The 18,913-nt window shown below is 64.1% G+C and carries 17 protein-coding genes and 1 riboswitch; of the genes, 3 read left to right on the forward strand and 14 right to left on the reverse strand.

The window, feature by feature from the left end; genetic code table 11:
- Window positions 1–166: 166 nt before the first annotated feature.
- The 7 genes from C2L64_RS17315 to C2L64_RS17345 all read right to left on the reverse strand — a co-directional run bounded on the left by C2L64_RS17315 (window position 167) and on the right by C2L64_RS17345 (window position 7,324).
- Window positions 167–1,810, reverse strand: a complete 1,644-nt coding sequence (locus C2L64_RS17315) for an ABC transporter substrate-binding protein (RefSeq protein WP_007577132.1) — start codon at window positions 1,808–1,810, stop codon at window positions 167–169.
- A gap of 387 nt (window positions 1,811–2,197) precedes the next feature.
- Window positions 2,198–3,028 carry a methylenetetrahydrofolate reductase [NAD(P)H] gene (metF, locus tag C2L64_RS17320; protein WP_079498752.1) on the reverse strand — a complete coding sequence of 277 codons (831 nt, stop codon included), beginning with the start codon at window positions 3,026–3,028 and terminating at the stop codon, window positions 2,198–2,200.
- A 17-nt stretch (window positions 3,029–3,045) separates the two neighbouring features.
- Window positions 3,046–3,399: a phage holin family protein gene (locus C2L64_RS17325; protein WP_079498750.1), complete on the reverse strand. Its 354-nt coding sequence runs from the start codon at window positions 3,397–3,399 to the stop codon at window positions 3,046–3,048.
- Between the two features lie 170 nt (window positions 3,400–3,569).
- Window positions 3,570–4,991: an adenosylhomocysteinase gene (ahcY, locus tag C2L64_RS17330; RefSeq protein ID WP_007577129.1), complete on the reverse strand. Its 1,422-nt coding sequence runs from the start codon at window positions 4,989–4,991 to the stop codon at window positions 3,570–3,572.
- A gap of 31 nt (window positions 4,992–5,022) precedes the next feature.
- A riboswitch (S-adenosyl-L-homocysteine riboswitch) is annotated at window positions 5,023–5,137 on the reverse strand.
- Window positions 5,138–5,186: 49 nt separating this feature from the next.
- Window positions 5,187–5,996 carry a glycosyltransferase gene (locus C2L64_RS17335; RefSeq protein ID WP_090838462.1) on the reverse strand — a complete coding sequence of 270 codons (810 nt, stop codon included), beginning with the start codon at window positions 5,994–5,996 and terminating at the stop codon, window positions 5,187–5,189.
- Window positions 5,997–6,088: 92 nt separating this feature from the next.
- Window positions 6,089–6,811, reverse strand: a complete 723-nt coding sequence (locus tag C2L64_RS17340) for an LrgB family protein (RefSeq protein ID WP_079498744.1) — start codon at window positions 6,809–6,811, stop codon at window positions 6,089–6,091.
- 24 nt (window positions 6,812–6,835) lie between these two features.
- The gene (locus C2L64_RS17345) at window positions 6,836–7,324 is read right to left on the reverse strand and encodes a CidA/LrgA family protein (protein WP_407671773.1); all 489 of its coding nucleotides are present in this window, start codon (window positions 7,322–7,324) and stop codon (window positions 6,836–6,838) included.
- A 117-nt stretch (window positions 7,325–7,441) separates the two neighbouring features.
- Here C2L64_RS17345 and C2L64_RS17350 point away from each other — a divergent pair, with 117 nt between their 5' ends.
- The gene (locus C2L64_RS17350; protein WP_007577125.1) at window positions 7,442–8,401 is read left to right on the forward strand and encodes a LysR family transcriptional regulator; all 960 of its coding nucleotides are present in this window, start codon (window positions 7,442–7,444) and stop codon (window positions 8,399–8,401) included.
- Window positions 8,402–8,466: 65 nt separating this feature from the next.
- Here C2L64_RS17350 and C2L64_RS17355 read toward each other — a convergent pair whose 3' ends face one another.
- Both C2L64_RS17355 and C2L64_RS17360 read right to left on the reverse strand, forming a co-directional pair.
- Window positions 8,467–10,248 carry an OmpA family protein gene (locus C2L64_RS17355; protein ID WP_090838458.1) on the reverse strand — a complete coding sequence of 594 codons (1,782 nt, stop codon included), beginning with the start codon at window positions 10,246–10,248 and terminating at the stop codon, window positions 8,467–8,469.
- 181 nt (window positions 10,249–10,429) lie between these two features.
- Window positions 10,430–12,070 (reverse strand): GMC family oxidoreductase, encoded by a 1,641-nt coding sequence (locus C2L64_RS17360; RefSeq protein ID WP_090838457.1) that lies wholly within the window; start codon window positions 12,068–12,070, stop codon window positions 10,430–10,432.
- A gap of 309 nt (window positions 12,071–12,379) precedes the next feature.
- Between C2L64_RS17360 and C2L64_RS17365 the strand changes: the two genes are divergently transcribed.
- Window positions 12,380–14,053, forward strand: a complete 1,674-nt coding sequence (locus C2L64_RS17365) for an isovaleryl-CoA dehydrogenase (RefSeq protein WP_090838455.1) — start codon at window positions 12,380–12,382, stop codon at window positions 14,051–14,053.
- Between the two features lie 39 nt (window positions 14,054–14,092).
- Complete coding sequence (locus tag C2L64_RS17370; protein ID WP_090838453.1) at window positions 14,093–15,511, forward strand: coniferyl aldehyde dehydrogenase; 1,419 nt, start codon at window positions 14,093–14,095, stop codon at window positions 15,509–15,511.
- 9 nt (window positions 15,512–15,520) lie between these two features.
- Here the strand turns inward: C2L64_RS17370 and C2L64_RS17375 are convergent, their stop codons facing one another.
- From C2L64_RS17375 to fliE, 5 genes are all read right to left on the reverse strand, one after another.
- Window positions 15,521–15,856, reverse strand: coding sequence for an EscU/YscU/HrcU family type III secretion system export apparatus switch protein (locus C2L64_RS17375; RefSeq protein WP_090838451.1), 336 nt, complete (start codon window positions 15,854–15,856; stop codon window positions 15,521–15,523).
- A complete protein-coding gene (fliK, locus tag C2L64_RS17380; protein ID WP_090838449.1) occupies window positions 15,853–17,250 on the reverse strand; it encodes a flagellar hook-length control protein FliK in 1,398 nt (465 codons plus the stop codon). Before fliK ends, C2L64_RS17375 begins: the two co-directional genes overlap by 4 nt.
- A 68-nt stretch (window positions 17,251–17,318) precedes the next feature.
- Window positions 17,319–17,648 (reverse strand): flagellar protein FliT, encoded by a 330-nt coding sequence (locus C2L64_RS17385; protein WP_035991528.1) that lies wholly within the window; start codon window positions 17,646–17,648, stop codon window positions 17,319–17,321.
- Window positions 17,645–18,079, reverse strand: coding sequence for a flagellar export chaperone FliS (fliS, locus tag C2L64_RS17390; RefSeq protein ID WP_007577111.1), 435 nt, complete (start codon window positions 18,077–18,079; stop codon window positions 17,645–17,647). The genes C2L64_RS17385 and fliS overlap by 4 nt, the downstream gene beginning before the upstream one ends.
- Window positions 18,080–18,479: 400 nt before the next feature.
- Complete coding sequence (fliE, locus tag C2L64_RS17395) at window positions 18,480–18,815, reverse strand: flagellar hook-basal body complex protein FliE (RefSeq protein WP_007577109.1); 336 nt, start codon at window positions 18,813–18,815, stop codon at window positions 18,480–18,482.
- Between the last annotated feature and the right edge of the window lie 98 nt (window positions 18,816–18,913).

The following is an 18,913-nucleotide window of genomic DNA, read 5'->3' on the forward strand; positions in this document are numbered from 1 at the left end:
CCGGCTAAAACCAGCGTAGCGCGATATTACTGAGCTTTGCCAGGGGCCGCAATTGGAGGAAATTAACTTTGTTGACGATCGGAAACAGCTTTCATCCGGGTTGCCGCGCCTGGCGCGGCAACCCTCCCGAATTTCAGCGAAATTGGGGATAGAAGCGGTAAATTACCTACTTGAGACCGACGTTCCAGAACTGGGTCGGGCCAAACGGGTCGATCTTGAAGCCGGTGACTGCCTTCGACAGCGGCTGGTAAACGGTCGAATGCGCAATCGGCGTGAAAGGCACCTGATCCTTGAAGATCTGTTGGGCCTCGGTGTAGTCCTTGGTGCGCGTGGCCGTATCGGTGGTGCTGCGGGCCGCCTTGATGAGGTCGTCGAACGGCTTGTAGCACCATTTGGAGAAATTGCTGCCGTTCACGGCATCGCAGCCGAGCAGCACACCGAGCCAGTTGTCCGGGTCGCCGTAGTCGCCCGTCCAGCCGATCAGCATCGCCTCGTGCTCGCCGCTGTGCCCGCGGCGGATGTACTCACCCCACTCGAAGGTGACGATTTTCGTCTTCACGCCGATCTTCGCCCAGTCCGCCTGCAGCATTTCGGCCATCAGGCGCGCGTTTGGGTTGTAGGGTCGCGAAACGGGCATCGCCCACAGCGTCAGGTCGAAGCCATCCGGGTAGCCCGCCTGCTTGAGCAGCCCTTTGGCTTTGTCGACGTCGTACGGTGCGTCTTTCAGGCTCTTGTCGTAACCCCATTGGGTGGGCGGCATCGGATTGGTCGCCGCCTGGCCCGCGCCCTGGTAGACCGAATCGATGATCGCCTTCTTGTGGACGGCCATGTCGAGCGCGCGGCGCACGAGCACATTGTCGAGCGGCTTTTTCGTCGTGTTGTACGCGATGAAGCCCAGATTGAAGCCCACCTGATGCGGCAGCGCGATCGACGAATCCGCCTCGATCTGCGCAATGTCGGCGGGCTTCGGATAGCTCATCACCTGGCATTCGTTGCGTTTGAGCTTCTGCAGACGCACGGATGGGTCGACGGTGATCGAGAAGATCAGCTTGCTCACCTTCACGACGCCGGGTTTCCAGTAGTTCGGGTTACCGTCGAAGCGGATCGACTCGTCCTTCGTATAGCTGCGGAAAATGAACGGGCCCGTGCCGACGGGGAACAGATTGATGTCGGACGCCTTGCCGGCCTTCAACAGCTGGTCCGCATACTCGGACGACAGGATCGATGCGAACGGCATCGCGATCTGTTGCAGGAACGGCGCGTCGACTTCCTTCAGCGTGAAGCGCACGGTGTATGGGTCGAGCGCCTCGACCTTGGTGATGTTCTTCGCGAGGCCGAGATCGGTGAAGTACGGGAACGGCACGTTGTATGCCTTGCGGAACGGCTGCTCGGGATCGAGCATGCGTGTATACGTGAACACGACGTCGTCTGCGTTGAAGTCGCGCGTCGGCTTGAAGAAGGAGGTCGTCTGGAACTTCACGCCTTTGCGCAGGTGAAACGTGTATTGCAGGCCGTCGCTGGAGACATCCCACTTTTCGGCGAGCCCGGGCTCGATATCGGTGCTGCCGTGGCCGAACTCGACGAGCCGGTTATAGACCGTGTACGAGCCGGCGCTGAACTCGACGCTGGTTGTGTACTGCGCGGTGTCGAATCCGGCGGGACTGCCCTCGGAACAGAAGACGACCGTCTTGTCGGGCAGCGAGGCCGCCGCGCACAGTTCAGGTGCAATGCATGCAGCAATTACCGCGACAGCGGACAGCACAGGCAGGCAAGACTTGCGAACTGCAGACAGCGTCGATGACATGGGCATGGCGTTCTCCGCGAGGCAGCTGGGGTCGAGTGCCTTTGGATCATAGTCAGCCAATAATCAGATTCAATATGGGTTTTCACTCCGCTTCGCTTCGTGGAGCGGCAGGTTTGGTTTGCTTGTGTTTGCGCTGGCATCCGGAGGACGGTGTTTGCTGCGCAAGCTGTCTGGCTTGCATGTGTTTTGCGCTGGCATCCGCCAGTTGTTATCTAGGTTCACGCGGATGCCAGCGCAACGGCCAGAACAACCAAATCGACCGCGCCGCGAAGGCAAAACGCCGATGCCAGCAAAAACACACGCCGACCACCCAGCGTCGCAGACGAACAAAAAAAATCGGTGCACGCTCACACGCACACCGACTTTGCAAAAACCAGAAAAACAGAAAACCTGTCAGCCAACGAGCCGCTCGCAAATAGCCTTCGTCGCAGCCGAACCGTTGAGGGTATAAAAATGCAGCCCCGGCACCTTCGCCTCAACAAGACGGCGGCACAGGTCCGCCACCACATCAAGGCCGAATGCGCGAATCGACTCGCGGTCATCACCGAAGCTTTCGAGCCGTCGCGCGACCCAGCGCGGCACTTCAGCGCCGCACATCTCGGAGAACCGCATCAACTGCGAGAAGTTCGTGATAGGCATGATGCCCGGCACGATAGGCACATCAACACCGAGCTTGTGCGCATCGTCGACGAAGCGGAAATACGCGTCAGCGTTGAAGAAGTATTGCGTGATCGCCGAATTGGCGCCCGCCTTCACCTTGCGCGCGAAGTTCTCGAGATCGTGCTTCGGCGAACGCGACTGCGGGTGATACTCGGGATATCCCGCGACTTCGATGCGAAACCAGTCGCCGAACTCGGAGCGAATGAAGCTCACCAGTTCCGACGCGTAGCGCAACTCGCCGACTGCACCCATGCCCGACGGCAAATCGCCACGCAACGCGACGATATGGCGGATGCCATGCGAGCGATACTCATTGAGAATCGCTCGCAAGCTTTCCCTCGACGAGCCGATGCACGACAGGTGCGGCGCGGCTTCGAGGCCGTCCTTCGCCATGTCGAGCACCGTGTCGAGCGTGCCTTGCTGGGTCGAACCGCCGGCGCCGAACGTGACGGACACGAACTTGGGCTTGAGCGGCAACAGTTCCGCGCGCGTCGCACGCAGCTTGTCGAGCCCTTCCTGTGTCTTCGGCGGGAAGAATTCGAATGAAAGTTCGATGGGGTTCATGGTTCTGTTGGCACCCGTCAGCCGATGCTGCGGTTGCCGAAGATGAGCGCGGACAGCAGCCACGAAACGATGCTGTACAGGATCGAGCCGAAAAACGCCGACCAGAAACCCGACACTTCGAAGCCCTTCAGCAGCGACGCGCACAGCCAGAAGCACAGCGCATTCACTACGAGTATGAAGAGACCGAGCGTGAGGATCGTGACGGGCAGCGTCAGCAGGATCAGCACCGGCCGCAAGACGGCATTGATGAGCCCGAGCACGACAGCGACGATCAACGCAGTACCGAAACTGCGGATATGGATCGACGGCACGAGGTAGGTGATGATCAGCAGCGCGAGCGCGTTGATCACCCAGGTCAGCAATACGGTCATGGACAGCTCCTGGTCGCCTGTGGACGTGAAGTCCGGATTGAACTCGAAGGCACGCGAGAAGCATCAGCCGATGCAATGCATCGCATGGGCGTGTGCTTCGTCCGATGCAGCCGCGTGCCGAAGCAAGCGGCTGCACCTGTCATGCCGCCTTTTGCGGCTTGGTTTGCGGCTTAATAACGGTAGTGGTTCGGCTTGAACGGACCGTTCTTGTCGACGCCGATGTAGCCAGCCTGTTCCGTCGACAGCTCCGTCAGGTTCGCGCCGATGCGCGCGAGGTGCAGGCGCGCGACCTTCTCGTCGAGCTGCTTCGGCAGAACATAAACCTTGTTCTCGTACTTCGCGCCGTCGACGAACAGTTCGATCTGCGCGAGCGTCTGGTTCGTGAACGAGTTCGACATCACGAACGACGGGTGGCCCGTCGCGCAGCCCAGGTTCACGAGGCGGCCTTCAGCCAGCAGGATCACGCGCTTGCCGTCCGGGAAAATGATGTGGTCGACTTGCGGCTTGATGTTTTCCCACTGGTACTGGCGCGTCGACGCAACGTCGATTTCCGAGTCGAAGTGACCGATGTTGCAGACGATCGCGTTGTTGCGCATCGCCTTCATGTGATCGTGGTTGATCACGTGGTAGTTGCCCGTTGCCGTCACGAAGATGTCGGCGTGCGGCGCGGCGGCTTCCATCGTCACAACGCGGTAGCCTTCCATCGCGGCTTGCAGCGCGCAGATCGGATCGATTTCCGTGACCCACACCGTCGCGCCCAGACCGCGCAGCGATTGCGCGCAGCCCTTGCCCACGTCGCCGTAGCCCGCCACAACCGCGATCTTGCCGGCGATCATCACGTCGGTCGCGCGCTTGATACCGTCGACGAGCGACTCACGGCAGCCATACAGGTTGTCGAACTTCGACTTCGTGACCGAGTCGTTCACGTTGATCGCGGGGAACGGCAGACGGCCTTCCTTCTCCATCTGATACAGGCGGTGCACGCCCGTCGTCGTTTCTTCCGTGACGCCCTTGATGTGCGCGAGGCGCTTCGAGTACCACGTCGGGTCAGTGTCGAGATGCGCAGCAATCGACTTGTACAGCGCGACTTCTTCTTCGTTGGTCGGCTTCGAGATCACCGAGCGATCCTTCTCGGCCTTCGAACCGAGAATCAGCAGCAGCGTTGCGTCGCCGCCGTCGTCGAGGATCATGTTGGCGAACTCACCGTTCGGCCATTCGAAAATGCGGTGCGAGAACTCCCAGTATTCGTCGAGCGATTCGCCCTTGAACGCGAACACGGGCGTGCCGGCCTTCGCGATGGCGGCGGCGGCGTGATCCTGCGTCGAGAAGATGTTGCACGATGCCCAGCGAACGTCCGCGCCCAGCGCGGTCAGCGTCTCGATCAGCACGCCCGTTTGAATGGTCATGTGCAGCGAGCCCGCGACGCGCGCGCCCTTCAGCGGCTGCTGCGTCTTGTACTCTTCGCGGGTTTGCATGAGACCGGGCATTTCGGTCTCGGCGATGGTGAGTTCCTTGCGGCCCCAGTCGGCCAGCGACAGGTCGGCAACAACGAAATCCTGCGAATTTTTGGAATCCATAACTGCGGCGTTCATCACGCCCTCCTTTCTAAAAATGACTAGAAATTTGACGTGAGCGCCGTTCGATGCGGTTGGTTTGTTGGCGCTGCGCGCGTCCAATCCTTCCGATTGAAAGCCTTCGAGCCTGGCGGGTGAAACCCGTCGCAACGCTCCTCGAAGACGAACGGCGATTGTAGCAAAACGAGATGGCTTGCGGAATGACGATTCAGCTTATGCCGATTGATCTGGCGGTGAATTTGCGCCCGGTTGCGCACTCAGATGTGGTGCGAGTTCGACGCCGCGTAATTCCTTGGTCGCTTCATACGCGCGGCGCACGAAGTGCCAGGATGCCTCGCGGGTCGAGTTGACGAGTTCGTCCGACGCCTGGAGCATGCCCATCGAAATGCGGAAATACCGTTCTGCATGGATGTTCGGGTGATAGTGCATGCGCACGCGCCTGCGGTCATTGAGACGCGGATTGCCGAAGATATTCAGCAGCGCCAGCGAAAACGCGCCGTCCTCGCCGCCATGACGCCGGAACACGTCGTCGAGCGGAAAGCCGCCGAACGCGGCATAGACGGAGCGGCGGATCACGAGGCTGCTCGGCACCGTGTTGCTCAGCGTCGCCGCGTGAATGTCGAACTGCGGGTGACCCGTGATGTCGGCGGGAAAGCCGCAATACTCGACGTCGAGGCGGATCGAAGGCTGACCTGGATGATCGTGCAGGAACGCGGCGGCAGCGGCGAGCGCGTGCGGCATGTATTCGTCGTCGGCGTCGATGAAAGCCAGCAGCGGGTGCAACGCATGCATCGCGCCCCAGTTCCGCGCGCGTGCTGCGCCGCCGTTTTGCGGCATGCGCAGCAGTTCGATCTGCGGATACTGCTGCGCGTATTGGGCAGCGATGTCGGGCGAAGCGTCACGTGAGCCGTCGTCGATCACGAGAATCTGCGCGGCTTCGGGCTGTGCGATGCAACTGTCGAGCGTGCGCGCGAGCGTCTGTTCAGCGTTGTAGCAGGGAATGATGACGGAAATGGGAGGCATCGCCTGGACCGGTCTCAGGAGTGAACGACGGCGGCAATCATAGAGCGAGCGCGCCGCCGTTCATCCCAAATTGGCCACCGATCCCGGCTACGTCAAAGCGGAAGCATCCCGAACAGCGGCGCGAGCAGCACCATCACAACGCCGGCGATCATCATCGTCAGGCTCGCGACGACGCCCTCTTCGCTGCCCAGCTCGCGCGCCTTCGCGGTGCCGACACCATGCGCCGCCGCGCCGAACAGCGCGCCGCGCGCGAGCCGCGTGCGAAGCGGCACGAGCGCGAGCACGAGTTCACCGAACAGCATCCCGCAGACGCCCGTCGCGATCACGAACAGCGCAGTCAGGTCCTTCGGCGCGTGAATCTTGTCGGAGACGGCGAGCGCAAAAGGCGTCGATACCGAGCGCGTCATCAGGCTACGCTGCAGTTCCGGCGACAGATGCAGCAGCTTCGACAGCGCGAGCGAGCCGCCCACCGCAACGATGATGCCGACCGTCACGCCGACGGTGAGCGAAATCCAGTGCCGCCGCAGCAGATCGCGGTATTCGTAGATGGGCACCGCGAATGCAACCGTGGCCGGGCCGAGCAGCCACATCAGCCAGCGCGTGTCCTGAAAGTAGACGGCGTACGGAATCCGCGCGATAACGACAATCGCAGCCAGCACCGCAGGCACGGCGAGAAGCGGCGTCAGCCACGGCGATCTGAAGCGCGCATACAGCGCCTTCGACGCGAAATAGAGCACCACCGTCAGCACGAAACAGCCTGCCGCGATCAGCCGGGAAGCGTCGTCGGCGAAAAGGGACGTGTAGAAGGCGCTCATCGGCGGAACGGTCCGGGACGTGGATTAGAGGAAGTTGCGGCTAACAGGACGACGCTCGATGTGCGAGCGCTGAACCATCACGCGGCGCAGCGCGAGACGGCGTTCGAGCCGCGCGGCCTGTTCGACGGCGAATGCGACAGCCACCATCACCATCAGCGTGCCCGCGACCACGACGAGTGCAAGACGCCAGCCGTCTTGGCGGAACAGGCCGCCGTACTGGACGGCCGCGACGGCGGCGGGAATGAAGAACAGCAGCATGTCCGACAGCAGCCAGTCGGCGCCCGCCTTCACCCAGCGCGGCGCGACGCCGCCGCAGAACAACAGCGCGAGCAGCGCGACGAGGCCCACGACGCCGCCCGGCACCGGCAAGCCAAAACGGCGCACGACGCAGTCGGCGGCGAACCAGACTGCGGCGATCCCGGCGCTCTGCACGGCGATCCGGCCGATCTTCGCGACGGGCGACGTCGCATCGAGGCGGACAGAAGCGGCAAGACGGGCGATCAGCGGCGAGATCATGGCAAACCCTAGGTGACTTTTCGATGAGATTCAGTATAGGGTGCAGTGCAACATAAATATAATGACTTAGAATTATCAGCTTCATTCCAAATTGGAATTCTGAGGGCCACGAACATGGAACTGCGCGCGCTCCGCTATTTCGTTGAAGTCGTGCGGCAACAGAGCTTCACCGTCGCCGCCGAGCAGATGTTCGTCACGCAGCCGACTATCAGCAAGATGGTGAAGGCGCTGGAGGACGAAACCGGCTCGCCGCTGCTGCTGCGCGACGGCCGGCAAATGGTGCTGACGGATGCCGGGCGCATCGTCTATCAGCGCGGCCAGGACGTGCTCGCCGCCTACGCGCAGTTGCAGGCCGAACTGCACGACCTCGACAAACTCGGGCGCGGCGAGCTGACGATCGGCATTCCGCCGATGGGCGGGTCGCTGTTCACGCCCGCCATCGCCGCGTTCCGTCAGCGCCATCCGAAGATCGAGCTGAAACTCTTCGAACAGGGCTCGAAGGCCATCGAGGCCGCGCTGATTTCCGGCGAACTGGAACTGGGCGGCGTGCTGCAACCCGTCGACGACATGATCGACGTGCTGCCGATGAGCCGCCAGGTGCTGTGGCTAGTCGCGCGTCAGGGCTCGCGCTGGGACGAGTTGCAGGAAGTGCCGCTCGCCGATCTCGCCAGTGAGCCGTTCGTCTTCTATGGCGAAAGCCTCGCGCTCAACGACGTCGTGCTGACGGCGTGCCGCACGGCCGGTTTCGCGCCGACCATCGTCGGACGCAGCGGGCATTGGGATTTCATGGCGGCGCTGGTGCTGGCGGGCGTCGGCATTGCGCTTCTGCCCGCGCCGTATTGCCGGCGGCTCGACGTGGCGCAATTCACCTGCCGGCCGGTCGTCGCACCGGAGATTCCGTGGGAAATGGCGATCGGCTGGCGGCGCAAGGGTTATCTGTCGCATGCGGCGCGCGCATGGCTCGAGGTCGCGCGCGAAACACTGCCGGGACTGACCACCGACAACTTCACGCACCCGCTGACCTTCGACTCGCCCACGACTACGCCGGACCGCGCGAAACCGCCGCTGAAATAAAAAAAGCCGCCCGGTCTGCACCGGGCGGCATCGTGTCTCACGTCTTTACGCTGAGCGGAGACGCTTTACTTGGCCTGAAGCTGCGTTTGGGCCTGAGTCTGAGCTTGCACCTCGCTGAATTCGATCCGGCGATTCGCGAAACGTCCGCTTTCCGTCGCGTTGCTCGCCACAGGACGAACGTTGCCGTAGCCATGCGCGACGAGCGCATCGGCGGGCACACCGGCCTTCACGAGGAAGGCGCGCACGGCGTCGGCGCGTTCCTTCGACAGTTCCAGATTCGCCGATTCGCTGCCGAGGTTATCCGAGAAGCCCGCCACTTCGAGCTTCAGCGTGTGGCCGCTTGTCGTACACGACTTGAGCAGTTGCGCGGACTGGTTCAGATCGTCGAGTGCGGACTGCGGCACGTGCGCGTCGCGCGATGCGAAATTGACGACCTGCAGATTCAGCGTCTTGACGACATCCGCACTCGCGCACGACGCGCCCAGCGACTTCGCCGCGTTCTTGAACGACTGCGCGGCGTTCGCAACGGCTTGCGCCGCATCGAATGCGCTCACTTGATACGGCGCGCCGAACAGCGATTTCAGACGATCGAGCCAACCCGATTTCGCATCGGCAGCCGTGCCGCTCAGTTCGACACGCGTGCCGTCGATCTTCATCTCCGCACCTGGCGTAGACAGCAGCGGCATCAGTGCGTCGATCTGCGCGAGCCAGTCGGCAGCCTTACGGTTTTCGTCGACGGTGATGTCGGCGTTGAAGTTGCCGGCGCCGAATTTCTTCGTCAGCGCGTTCAGCAGCGCCGACTTCTCAGCGATATTCTGGACGGTCGCGGTAAGCGTCGGCTTGCCCTTCCCGTCTACAGCGACGATCAGTTGCGAGTCCTTCGCGACGGCAGGCGCCGCTTCAGCTTCGACCTTGCCGGCGGCGCTGGCCGCGTCGTCCTGCGGCGCTTGCGACGCGGGCTGCACATCCGCTTGCGTCGCAGCAGCCGACGCTTCAACCGTCGCCGCGGCGGCATGCTGACCAAGGAAGCTTGTCGCCGCCGGACACAAGGCCAACGCCACCCACGTCACCATCGCAGCGATCGCGCCGATCAACGCGGACAAGGCGGCTATGCCGAACCAGTGCTTCGCCTTCGGGCCGACATGGCGCACTTCGCGCGCGGGCGGCGCAACGGAGATCGCCGTGGCGGACAACGCGGGTTCGACGGGAGCGCGCGCGGTCGTCGGCACTGGCGCTGCGGCGGGATGCTCGAAATGCGACGACACGACGCGCACCTGCGAGCCGATCGTCTGCGCGAAGGCAGCCGCGCCGCCCAGGCCGAGTACGGTCGTGAGGCCGTCGTTCAGAAACGGCGCGATGGTCGGCAACTGCTGGCCGAGCAAGGTCGGCAACTGACCGATGTTGCCCCGATGCTCGAGAATGTGTCGCTTGAGCACGCCCAACAGAATGCTGCCCGCAATGCCCGACACGGCATGCGTCGCGTGCGCGGGCACGCCTGTTTGCATCGACACGGTGTCGCTCAGTCCGTCGATACGGCGCTCGAACGAATGCTCGAGCAACTGACGTCCCGTCGACGACAGCTGCGTAACACCCGTCGTGCTAGAGAAGAGGCGAGGCAGCTGTTCGGCGACATCTGCGTTGACTTCCTGACCGAGGATCGTCGCGAACAGCGCACGCGCGCCATCGAGCGTTGCACACTTGTTCAGCAGGCCGGCGACGAGCGCGGGCGTGGTGACGTCCATGACTTTCGCCGTCGCTTCCGGCGGCAATCCGAGACAGTTCGACAGTTGTTGAACCACGGTGTCCGGCAACGCAGACCGGACCAGTTGAATCACATTGACACTCATCGATTCGTTTCCCTGAATTTCGAACGCGCGCCCATGCGCCCTTCGTTGGGCCGCGATTATAGGAGCGGGAAAATCTCAGAATTGAAGCGATCAATGATTTTCAAACTTTATCGGAATTCTCTTACGGCGCTTTTTGCGCTTTATCACAATCGACAGCGTGCATCGCCGGAATCACGTCGTTTCACGTGGCGCGCGCCGGCTCGGCGGCGGTCGCTGGACTCGGCGCAGCACGGCGCGTGGCGGCGATGAAATCGGCGGCACGCTCGCCGATCATCACCGTCGGCGCATTCGTGTTGCCGCCGATCAGCGTCGGCATCACGGACGCATCGACCACGCGCAGACCCGTCACGCCGCGCACGCGCAATTGCGTATCGACGACGGCCCGCTCGTCGCCGCCCATGCGGCACGTCGAAACGGGGTGATAGATGGTGTCGGCATGCGCGGCGATCGTCGCGCGCAATTCGGCGTCCGTCTGACCATGCCGCGTATAAAGCTCGCGGCCGCCGCACAGCGCGAGCGACGGCGCGTCGAGAATGCGTCGCGACAGATGCACGCCTTCGACCAGCAGGTCGAGATCGCGCGGATCGCTGAGAAACGCCGGATCGATGACGGGTGCTTCGCGCGCATCGCTGCTTGCGAGCGTGACCGAGCCGCGGCTATGCGGACGCAGCACGCACACGTGCAACGAATAGCCGTGACCCCAATGCATGTGGCGGTTGTGATCGTCGACGAGCGCCGTGCAGAAATGCAGTTGCAGATCAGGCCGGTCGAGCGTCGGCCGGCTTTTCAGAAAGCCGCCCGCTTCCGCAACGTTGCTCGTCAGCATGCCGCGCCCGCTGCGCAGATACGAGACAAAGCCCGGCACCATCTTCGCGAAGCCGCGCAGCGAGAAGCCGATCGTTTGTGCCGACGACACGCGCTTGTTGATCGTGAAGTCGACGTGATCCGTGAGATTGCGCCCGACCTCGGGCGCGTCGTGCAGCACGGGAATGCCGAGTGCGCGCAGATGATCGGCGGGACCGATGCCCGAGCACATCAGCAGTTGCGGCGAATTGAACGTCCCCGCCGACAGCACGACTTCCGCGCGCGCCTCGATCGTCTCCGCGACGCCGCCGCGCATCACTTCGACGCCCTTCGCGCGCTTGCCGTCGAATACCACGCGCAGCACCGCCGCGTCGGCGATCGTGTGCAGGTTCGGATGCGAGCGGCCGTAGATATAAGCGCGCGCGACGCTCCAGCGCTGTCCGTCGCGCTGCGTCACCTGATAGAAGCCGACGCCTTCCTGCTGCGGGCCGTTGAAGTCGTCGTTGCGCGGGAAGCCCGCTTCGACGGCGGCTTTCACGAAGCGATGCGAGAACAGATTCTGAAACCGCAGGTTCGCCACGCTGAGCGGACCGTCCGCGCCATGCAGCGTATCGGCGCCGCGCTCGTTGCCCTCGGCGCGGCGGAAATACGGCAGCACGTCATCGAATGCCCAGCCATCGCAGCCAAGACGCGCCCAATCGTCGTAATCGAGCGGATGGCCGCGCGTGTACACCATCGCGTTGATCGCGCTCGATCCGCCGAAGCCGCGTCCGCGCGGCTGATAACCGCGCCTGCCACCGAGGCCGGGTTGCGGCGTCGTCAGATAGCCGTAGTTGGTCTTGCGCCGGAACGGCACGACGGCCGCGACGCCGAGCGGCATGTTGACGAACAGATTGCGCTCGGTGTGCGGGCCGGCTTCGATGAGCGCGATGGTCGCATCGGGACATTGCTCCGCAAGACGCCCGGCGAGCGAACAGCCGCCCGAGCCTGCGCCGACGATGACGTAGTCATATTGCATCCGCTCCTCCTATCGACCGCGCTGAATTGCTGGCGACATCTGTCTCGTGCACACTTGTCTACGTGCGATTGTTTGCGCATTGTAGGGAGCGCTGGCCGTTCGCGCGCTGCCGGCGTCAGAGCGATCACTCTAAACGGAACCCGCGACGCGCCCCTATGATGAAAGATGCTGTCCGCGCCCGGCACCGCGTGCGGACGTCATTCAAACACGGTCTTTCGCGCATCGTCTTATACGCATATGGCTCGCGCGCTCCAATAAAACAACGCCCTGCGCAACGACCGGCGCGCGTGTATCGAATGGAGACATCAGATGGAACGGTTCGGCCCCGGCAACACGCATGAAGTGACCAATCAGGTCCCGCTGCTTGCGAACTACAACCTGTTTGCGAGCGATGCCGCGCTGGCCGCCGCCGTCGAGCGCGAAGGCGCGTCGTGGCATCGCGAGGCGCTCGCGCGCGATGGCGCCGCGCTGACGACACCTGATGTGCTCGCGCTCGCCGATCTGGCGAACCGCCACACGCCCGAACTCACGAGCTTCAGCCCGCGCGGCGAGCGCATTGACGCGCTCGAGTTTCATCCTGCGTGGCATACGTTGCTGAGCCTGCTGCGCCGCGAAGGACTGCACGCGTTGCCCTTTTCCGATCCGCAGTCCGGCGCGATGGTCGCGCGCTGCGCGGGCTACTTTCTGCACGCGCAACTCGAATCCGGCTCGCTATGTCCGCTGACGATGACCTTCGCCAGCATTCCCGTGCTGCAACGTGAGCCTGCTCTGTTCGCCACGCTGCGCGACAAGCTCTACTCACGCGAGCACGATCCGCGCGACGTGCCGCTCGATCAGAAGACTTCGATGATGATCGGCATGGGCATGACCGAGAAGCAAGGCGGCTCGGACGTGCGCAGTAATCGCACGCAGGCGTTCGCGGCGGAAGGCGGCGGACGCGGCGCGGCGTATCGGCTGGTCGGCCACAAGTGGTTCTTTTCCGCGCCGCAGTGCGACGCGCACCTGGTGCTCGCGCGCACCGACGATCGCGAAGGCCTGTCATGCTTCTTCGTGCCGCGCTTCGCGCCCGACGGCAGCAAGAACTCCGTGCGCGTGCAGCGCCTGAAGGACAAGCTCGGCAACCGTTCTAACGCGAGCAGCGAAGTCGAATTCTTCGACGCCCACGGCGTGATGATCGGCGACGAAGGGCGCGGCGTGCCGACCATCATCGAAATGGCGAACTACACGCGGCTCGACTGCGTGATCGGCAGCGCGGCGCTAATGCGCGCGGCGCTCGTGCAGGCGATCCACCATGCGCGGCATCGCAGTGCATTCGGGCGGCAGCTCGCCGATCAGCCGTTGATGCGCAACGTACTCGCCGATCTGTCGCTCGAAACGGAAGCGGCAACGGTATTGTTCATGCGCCTCGCGCGCGCATTCGAAGACACCACGAACGCCCCTGAAGAACGAGCGTGGCGGCGTCTGGTCACGCCCGCTGCGAAGTACTGGGTTTGCAAGCGCACGCTCGAATTCACGGGCGAAGCGATGGAAGTCTGGGGCGGCAACGGCTACGTCGAAGAAGGGCCAATGGCGCGCTTCTACCGCGAAGCGCCCGTGAACTCGATCTGGGAAGGCTCGGGCAACGTGATGTGTCTCGACGTATTGCGCGCGATGGAGCGCGAGCCCGATGCCGCACAGGCTTTGCTTGCCGCGTGGCGCGACGTGGCGCAAACACATCCCGCGCTGAACGCGGCGCTCGAACGTCTGATGCGCGCGCTAACGTCGGCACCCGAAACGCGCGAGGCTTCCGCACGCCGCATCGCGCAGCAAATCGTGCTGATCGCGCAAGCGGTGCTGCTCGCGCAGCATGCGCCTGCCTTCGTCGCCGATGCGTTCATCGCGACGCGGTTGGGCGATGGCTGCGGCGAAAGCGGCCGCGTGTACGGCACGCTGCCCGCCGCGTTCGACCACAAGGCGATCGTCGATCGCGCGTTCACCAGCTGATATCACGCAGCACACAACAACATAGGGAGACACAACGAAATGAAAAACGATCGGCCGGACATCGCGGCCCTGGAAGAGCTTCTGCGCGAACAGCGCGCCGCGCATCTGCGCGCGCCGTATCCGACATGGGACCAGCGTGCCGCGCATCTGAAGGCATTGCGCGAAGTGCTGCTCGACAATCGCGACATGCTCGCCGATGCGATGCACGCCGACTTCGGCAATCGCGCGAAAGAAGAAATCCTGCTGGCCGAATTTCTGCTCGTGAAAGAGGAAATCGACGGCGCGCTGCGTCACGGCAAACGCTGGATGAAAGCGCAGCGCCGCGCGACCAACAAGTGGCTCCTGCCTGCCCGCGCGAAGGTCGTACCGCAGCCGCTCGGCGTCGTCGGGATCATCGTGCCGTGGAATTATCCGGTGCTGCTGGCGGCTGGGCCGCTCATCAGCGCGCTCACGGCCGGCAATCGCGCGATCATCAAGATGTCGGAGCTCACGCCGCGCACGTCGCTGCTCTTCGAGCAACTAATCTCGCAGACTTTCGCGCGCGATCACGTCGCCGTCGTGAACGGCGACGCCGCGCTCGCCGCGGCATTCAGCGCGCAGCCATTCGATCATCTGCTGTTCACCGGCTCGACGAAGGTCGGCCATGATGTGATGCGCGCCGCCGCCGCGCATCTGACGCCCGTGACGCTCGAACTCGGCGGCAAGTCGCCCGCCATCGTCGGGCCGCAGGCGCGCTTCGACTACGCCGTCGACAGCATCGTCGCGGGCAAAACGCTCAACGCGGGACAAACCTGCATCGCGCCGGACTACGTGCTCGTGCCACGCGGCAAGGAACAGGCGTTCATCGAGCGGGCGCGTTTGCGCATGTCGCGCCTGTATCCCGATTTCGCGCACAACCCCGATTACACGTCGATCATTTCGCCGCGTCATTTCGATCGCTTGCAGCGTCTCGCCGACGAAGCGCATGAACAGGGCGCGCAACTGCACGCGCTCACCGATGCCGCGCCCGATGCGAGCGCGCGCCGCTTTCCGCTCGTCGCCGTGACGAAAGCGCCTGACACGTCCACGCTGATGCAGGAAGAGATCTTCGGGCCGTTACTGCCCGTGATTCCCTACGATTCGCTCGACGATGCCATCGCCTACGTCAATGCGCGCCCTCGTCCGTTGTCGCTCTATCTGTACGACGACGACAAGGCGGTGATCGCGCGCGTCATGCATGAAACGATCGCGGGCGGAATGTCCGTCAACGAAACGCTGATGCATCTCGCGTGCGAGAGCCTGCCGTTCGGCGGCGTCGGTGCGAGCGGGATGGGCGCGTATCACGGGTACGAAGGCTTCGTCACGTTCTCGAAGATGAAGCCGGTATTGACGCAGGCGCGCTTCAACGCGCGCGGCCTGATCGCGCCGCCGTACGGCAGACGCGTGCGGGCGCTGCTCAGTCTGATGATGCGGTTCTGACGCCGGGCGTCAAAACTCGCTGGACGTGTCGGGTGGAAGGTCGGTGGCAACCACGTCGATGACGGGCGAATCATCGCCGGCACCGCTCTCCAGCCGATGCAGCCACGCGAGCAATTCCGCGACGGCCTGATACAGGCGCGGCGGAATGCGCGAGTCAACATCGACCTGCATCAGCAGCGACACCATTTCGGGCGATTGGTGCACGTACAGGCCCGCTTCCTTCGCGCGCTGCACGATCATCTCAGCGACGATCCCGTAGCCTTTTGCGACGATGCGCGGCGCGTCGTCGTGACCGTGCGAATCGTAGACCAGCGCCGCCGCGCTCCTGCGATTCGTGCGGCTCATTGCATGTCCCAGTCGAAATCGCTGTTGTCGGTGGCGTCGTGCTGCGCGGCTTTGTCCGTCGTCGATCGCGCATACGCCGATGCCGCAGCGGCAGCCGCCGCAGCGTTGCCCGCCGGCATGCTTCCGCCGATTTCGCGGATCGACAGGCCGCTCAGCTCGATGCCCGCTTGCGCAAGGCGCTCGCGGAATGTCTCGCCCTGCGCCGCGAGCCGCGCCGCGCCGCCGGGGCTAGCTTGTACACGCGCGACGAGCCGCGAGCCTGTCAGCGTGAGCTCGGCGTCGACCGTGCCGAGCGACGGCAGCGACAGCGTGAGGCGCGTGTGCCACGGGTATTCGTCGTCGGCGGATGCAGCGCCATCGCCGCTGCGCCGCCATTCGTCGCCGTCCTGCTCGATCGTCCAGTCGAGACGCGCGCCCGGCCACGCTTCGCCCGTCCAGCGGAATTGCCCCGTCGCGAGCAGATCGAGCTGCTGGCGCACCAGCGGAATCGTCGCGGGATGAAGCGCTGCCGCCATCGATTGCTGTTGGCGCGCGCTGGCGTCGTCCATGCCCGCTGCTGCATGGGCCGCCGCCGGGTTCTGCGCAGTTTGCGCAGGCTGATCGGGCGTGTCGATGATGTCGTGCGTCGCCAGATCGAACGTCGTGAAGCGCGCCGACTGCGTGTGCGGGCCTTCCGGCGTACCACGCGCAGCGGCCACCGCTGCCGCGAAGGCCGCTGCGCCCGTGTTGCCCGACGGGCGGCCTTGCGCCCATGAGTTCGATTCGTCGGCGTCGTGGCTCAAGTCGAGCGGCATTTGCGACGCCGCGTCGGCAAGCCGGTTCTGCGCCTCGCCCGCGAGCGATTCGACGGGTCTTTGCCCCGATAGCCACTGCGCGAGATGCGATTCGTAGAAGAGCCCGCTTTCGTCGACGGTGCGCCTGAGCGCCGCCGCCAGCTCGGCGACGGGTAAAGGCGCGGCGACGATGTTCGCCGCCGCGTCCGCGCCGTGCGCGGCATTCGCGCCGCCCGCGTTCTGCGCCGTCGCGGCACCCGCTGCGGCGTTACCGGAAGCCGCGGCCTGCGATGCGTTCGCGCCCGTGTCGAACAACGGCAGAGGCGCGATGTCGATGGCGGGCGCGGCGGGCCAGACAGGAATCTGCCCGACCAGCGCGGGCGTCGCCTCGCCGCCGGAGCGCGTGATCGCGTCGAGCGTCAGCGCGACTGCCGACAGCACCGTCTGCGCGGACGCCGGCAACGGCGCGGGCATCATCGCGATGGGCGCACCGGGCGGCTGCCTGACGTTCAGGGACGCGTCCGTCTCCGACGTCGTCGCGCCGGATCGTGCGCCGATGGGAAGCAGGCTGTCGATGCGGCTAGCCAGCAGCGAGGCCACCGCCGTGTCGATTCCGTTCATGCCCACTTCCTCTCGCGCATTGACGCTGCGTGGCCGCTAGCGGCTCGTATTGGACGTTATGAAAGCGCTCAGCGCGCCTGGTAAAGTTCTTTCAGCACGATGGCCGGGCGGCTCGGCGCAAACAGCGCCTGCAGCTTGGCCATGCGCGGGTTCGCGAGATCGCGGACCGTCGCGTCGTTCGCGAGGATCTGGCGGATCAGGTCGAATTTGCGCGAGCGTTCGTCGTCGGACAGGCGTACGCCGTCTTCCGCGTGCTTCAGCGCGTCGACGAGATGCCGGTACTCGTCCTGCAACAGGACGAGATCGTTCCAGAGCGCGTCCCGCGCTGCCATCACCATCCGGACCGAAATCGCTGCGATCGCCTCGTAGCGGGCGAAATATTCTGCGTTCGAACTCATCTCATACTTTCCGCGGATGACTGCATCGCCATCCGCGCAATCTCCGGCGCGATTCCAATCCAGGCTTCCTCGAGCGTAGCCAGCAAGCCGTCGACTTCGACGAGCATCGCATCGCTTTGTTTGAGGTTCGCCTCGAGCAGTCGCCGCGTCATATAGCTATAGAGCGCATGGAGACGCTCCGCGATTTCACCGCCTGCTTCGACGTTGAGCGCCTGCTGCAACCCGTCGCCGATGATCTGAATAGCCTTGCCGATCGCCTCGCCGCGCGCCGCGATGTCGCCCTGCTGCAGATGCATGCGCGCCTGCGCAACGGCCTTGCGTGCCCCCTGGTAGAGCATCACGATCAGGCGATGTGGACTGGCGCCCATCACCCCTGTCTCCACGCCGACGCGAGCGTAGGCATTGGCTCCAGAGTGTCCCGGGGAAAACATCGGCGCTCCTCCTGTATTGCAGATGACGATCAGATCAGACTGACAGCGGACGGCCCGCCGGAGCGCTGCGCGATCCTGCCGCACGCCTCCCGCCAGCCCTTGTATCAAGGTTATCGGTTCATACGAATAAAGCTTTAGCCCGCTGGAAGGAAGCGTCAGGAAAGATACGCGGCACGGCACCGGGCGCCGCGCGGGCGCGGGGTTGGCTGCGAACGGCGGGCCGCCGCACCGGCACGGTGCAGGGAACCGGCGCGCATCGCCGCTCGGCGAGGCGGGCGACGGGACGCTGCGCACGCTTGCGACAGACGCGATGCCGCCTGCATCGACCGCGCTCCGCCGCCCAGAGGCCGGCGGCTGGCCGCGGTCGCCGGCGACATGAGTCGCAAGCGTCGCAGGCGTCTCAGACGGCCATCTGCATGATGTCGTTGTAGGCCGACACGAGCTTGTTGCGCACCTGCAGACCGAACTGGAAGCCGACGTTGGCCTTCTGCATGTCGACCATCACGTCGTTCAGCGACACGTTCGGCGCGCCGATTTCGAACGCATGGGCTTCGCCAATCGCGCTCTTCTGGTCGCCGCTGATCTTGTCGATCGAGGCTTTCAGGGCCGACGCGAAGCCGCCTGCCGTGGCCGCGCCATTGCCGTTCCCAACCGGGGCGCTGCCGCCCGTGGCCTGGGCCGCCATCTCCTGCATCTGCTGCAAGGCCGACTGGATCGGATTGATGAGTGCCGTCATGTTCTCTCCTGAGTGAGATGCAGGCGAGCGTTCGCGCCATACACCGATTGGACAGGAAGCATAGCAGCGGGCCTTTTGCGAAAGCCGTGAAAGTAAGG

Source organism: Paraburkholderia hospita, assembly GCF_002902965.1.
Taxonomy (GTDB): Bacteria; Pseudomonadota; Gammaproteobacteria; order Burkholderiales; family Burkholderiaceae; genus Paraburkholderia; species Paraburkholderia hospita.

What these genes read in the sequence shown, in the direction of transcription:
- C2L64_RS17315 (WP_007577132.1), bottom strand. Translation starts at nt 1,810, where the DNA reads ATGCCCATGTCATCGACGCTGTCTGCAGTTCGCAAGTCTTGCCTGCCT.
- metF (WP_079498752.1), bottom strand. Translation starts at nt 3,028, where the DNA reads ATGAACCCCATCGAACTTTCATTCGAATTCTTCCCGCCGAAGACACAG.
- C2L64_RS17325 (WP_079498750.1), bottom strand. Translation starts at nt 3,399, where the DNA reads ATGACCGTATTGCTGACCTGGGTGATCAACGCGCTCGCGCTGCTGATC.
- ahcY (WP_007577129.1), bottom strand. Translation starts at nt 4,991, where the DNA reads ATGAACGCCGCAGTTATGGATTCCAAAAATTCGCAGGATTTCGTTGTT.
- C2L64_RS17335 (WP_090838462.1), bottom strand. Translation starts at nt 5,996, where the DNA reads ATGCCTCCCATTTCCGTCATCATTCCCTGCTACAACGCTGAACAGACG.
- C2L64_RS17340 (WP_079498744.1), bottom strand. Translation starts at nt 6,811, where the DNA reads ATGAGCGCCTTCTACACGTCCCTTTTCGCCGACGACGCTTCCCGGCTG.
- C2L64_RS17350 (WP_007577125.1), top strand. Translation starts at nt 7,442, where the DNA reads ATGGAACTGCGCGCGCTCCGCTATTTCGTTGAAGTCGTGCGGCAACAG.
- C2L64_RS17355 (WP_090838458.1), bottom strand. Translation starts at nt 10,248, where the DNA reads ATGAGTGTCAATGTGATTCAACTGGTCCGGTCTGCGTTGCCGGACACC.
- C2L64_RS17360 (WP_090838457.1), bottom strand. Translation starts at nt 12,070, where the DNA reads ATGCAATATGACTACGTCATCGTCGGCGCAGGCTCGGGCGGCTGTTCG.
- C2L64_RS17365 (WP_090838455.1), top strand. Translation starts at nt 12,380, where the DNA reads ATGGAACGGTTCGGCCCCGGCAACACGCATGAAGTGACCAATCAGGTC.
- C2L64_RS17370 (WP_090838453.1), top strand. Translation starts at nt 14,093, where the DNA reads ATGAAAAACGATCGGCCGGACATCGCGGCCCTGGAAGAGCTTCTGCGC.
- C2L64_RS17375 (WP_090838451.1), bottom strand. Translation starts at nt 15,856, where the DNA reads ATGAGCCGCACGAATCGCAGGAGCGCGGCGGCGCTGGTCTACGATTCG.
- fliK (WP_090838449.1), bottom strand. Translation starts at nt 17,250, where the DNA reads ATGAACGGAATCGACACGGCGGTGGCCTCGCTGCTGGCTAGCCGCATC.
- C2L64_RS17385 (WP_035991528.1), bottom strand. Translation starts at nt 17,648, where the DNA reads ATGAGTTCGAACGCAGAATATTTCGCCCGCTACGAGGCGATCGCAGCG.
- fliS (WP_007577111.1), bottom strand. Translation starts at nt 18,079, where the DNA reads ATGTTTTCCCCGGGACACTCTGGAGCCAATGCCTACGCTCGCGTCGGC.
- fliE (WP_007577109.1), bottom strand. Translation starts at nt 18,815, where the DNA reads ATGACGGCACTCATCAATCCGATCCAGTCGGCCTTGCAGCAGATGCAG.